This is a genomic window from Sphingomonas sp. 66-10 (assembly GCF_001897045.1).
GTDB lineage: Bacteria > Pseudomonadota > Alphaproteobacteria > Sphingomonadales > Sphingomonadaceae > Sphingomonas > Sphingomonas lycopersici.
The window spans coordinates 9384-11358 of the sequence record NZ_MKRR01000023.1; the positions used below are offsets into that span (position 1 = coordinate 9384).

The window sequence follows — 1975 nt, forward strand, 5'->3', positions numbered from 1 at the left end:
CTATTGCGCGGAGGACGAGCGCGTCCCCGGCTCGACGCATGACGATTATACCGCCTCGGACCTGCATCTGAAGGTCCCGACATTGGGCGAGATGATGAAGGCGGCCAATCCCGCCACCCGCGTCGTCTCGGTCGCCGGCAAGGATCGCGCGGCGATCATGATGGGCGGGCACAAGGTCGACGAATTGTGGTTCTGGAACGGCAAGACCTTCGCCTCCTACGCCGATCGCAAGGCGCCGCCGACCGTCGTGCGGGCACAGACCGCGGTCGCCGATCTGATCGCCAAGCCGCAGGGGCAGCTCCCCTTGCCCAATTGGTGCGCGGCGATCGCGCGCCCGGTGCAGGCCGGCGCGCTGACGCTCGGCACCGGGCGGTTCGAGCGCGCGGCGGGCGACGCCAAGGGCTTCCGCGCCTCGCCGGCGATCGACACCGCGGTGCTGGGGATGGCCTATGGCCTCGCCAAGGATATGAAGCTCGGCACCGGCGCGGCGCCCGATCTGCTGATCGTCGGGCTCTCCGCGACCGATTATGTCGGCCATAGCTATGGCACGCAGGGCAGCGAGATGTGCATCCAGATGAACGAGCTGGATCTCGCGCTGGAAACCTTCTTCGACGCGCTCGACGGGCTGGGGGTCGATTATGAGGTCGCGCTGACCGCCGATCACGGCGCGCACGATCTCACCGAACGCCAGGTGCAGCATGCGATGCCGATGGAAACCCGGCTCGATGCGGGCTTTTCGCCCAAGAAGGTCGGGGCGGAGATCGGCAAGGACCTCGGCATCGCCGGCCCGGTGCTGATCGCGGCGGAGAGCGACGTATATGTCGCCAACGACGTCCCCGCCGCGAAGCGCGCCAGGGTGATCGCCGAGGCGGTGCGGCGCTACGCCGCGATGCCGCAGATCGCCGCCGCGCTGACCCGCGAGCAGATCGCCGCGACCCCGATGCCCAAGGGGCCGCCGGAAAACTGGACGCTGCTGGAGCGCGCGCGCGCCTCGTTCGATGCCGAACGGTCGGGCGACATCCTGCTGCTGACCAAGCCGCGCGTCACCCCGATCCCGGTCCCCGGCCCGGGCTATGTCGAGACGCACGGCAGCCCGTGGGATTACGACCGCCGCGTGCCGATCCTGTTCTGGCGCAAGGGGATCGCGCCGTTCGAGCAGCCCTTGTCGGTCGAGACGGTGGATATCGTGCCGACGCTCGCCGCGACGATCGCGCTGCCGGTCAGCGGGCTCGACGGGCGCTGCCTCGATCTGGATGCGACCGCCGCATCGACCTGTCCGCGCTGACCTCCCGTCGCCCCGGGCTTGAGCCGGCGTGACGGGCTAAGTGCGGCCGTCAGGTCGCGATCCCCCCGCCAGCATCTCCCCCAGCCGTCGCGCGACCGCGCCGGGGGCGAACGGCTTCTGGATCACCCGATCCTCGCCGGCATGGGCCAGCGCTTCGAGATCGGCATAGCCGGTGACGAACAGCACCGGCAGGTGCGGATCGAGCCCACGCGCATGCGCGGCGAATTCGGCGCCGTTCATTCCCGGCATCGCGAAATCGACCACCGCGGCGTCGATCGTCGCGGCGCTGCGCAGCTCGATCAGCCCGCTCGCGCCGTCGGCCGCCTCGATCACCGTCGCGCCCGCGTCGCGCAATTCCTGCGCGGTCACCGCGCGGACGTGATCGTCGTCGTCGAGCACCAGCACGGTCCGCCCCGCGACCGACGTGCCGTTCGCCCCGACCGGATCGACCGCCGGCCGCCCGGCGTCCCCCGCCGCGCGCGGCAAATAGACGCGCACCGTCGTCCCCTCGCCCACCGCGGTCTCGATCTGCACCCCGCCCTCGGATTGCTTGACGAAGCCATAGACCTGCGCCAGCCCGAGCCCCGATCCCTTGCCCACCGCCTTGGTGGTGAAAAAGGGCTCGAACACCCGCGCGCGCACCGCCTCGGTCATTCCCTCGCCGGTGTCCGACACCGCGACCATCACATA

Annotated in this window: 2 protein-coding genes; one reads left to right on the forward strand and one right to left on the reverse strand. The window is 70.4% G+C overall.

Annotation, left to right across the window (positions count from 1 at the left end):
- Nucleotides 1-1285: alkaline phosphatase family protein (locus tag BGN95_RS02920; protein ID WP_286771562.1), on the forward strand; the 1285-nt coding region annotated here is incomplete at its 5' end.
- 36 nt (nucleotides 1286-1321) lie between these two features.
- Here the strand turns inward: BGN95_RS02920 and BGN95_RS27075 are convergent.
- Nucleotides 1322-1969, reverse strand: a complete 648-nt coding sequence (locus BGN95_RS27075; RefSeq protein ID WP_353744668.1) for a response regulator — start codon at nucleotides 1967-1969, stop codon at nucleotides 1322-1324.
- Nucleotides 1970-1975 lie beyond the last annotated feature (6 nt).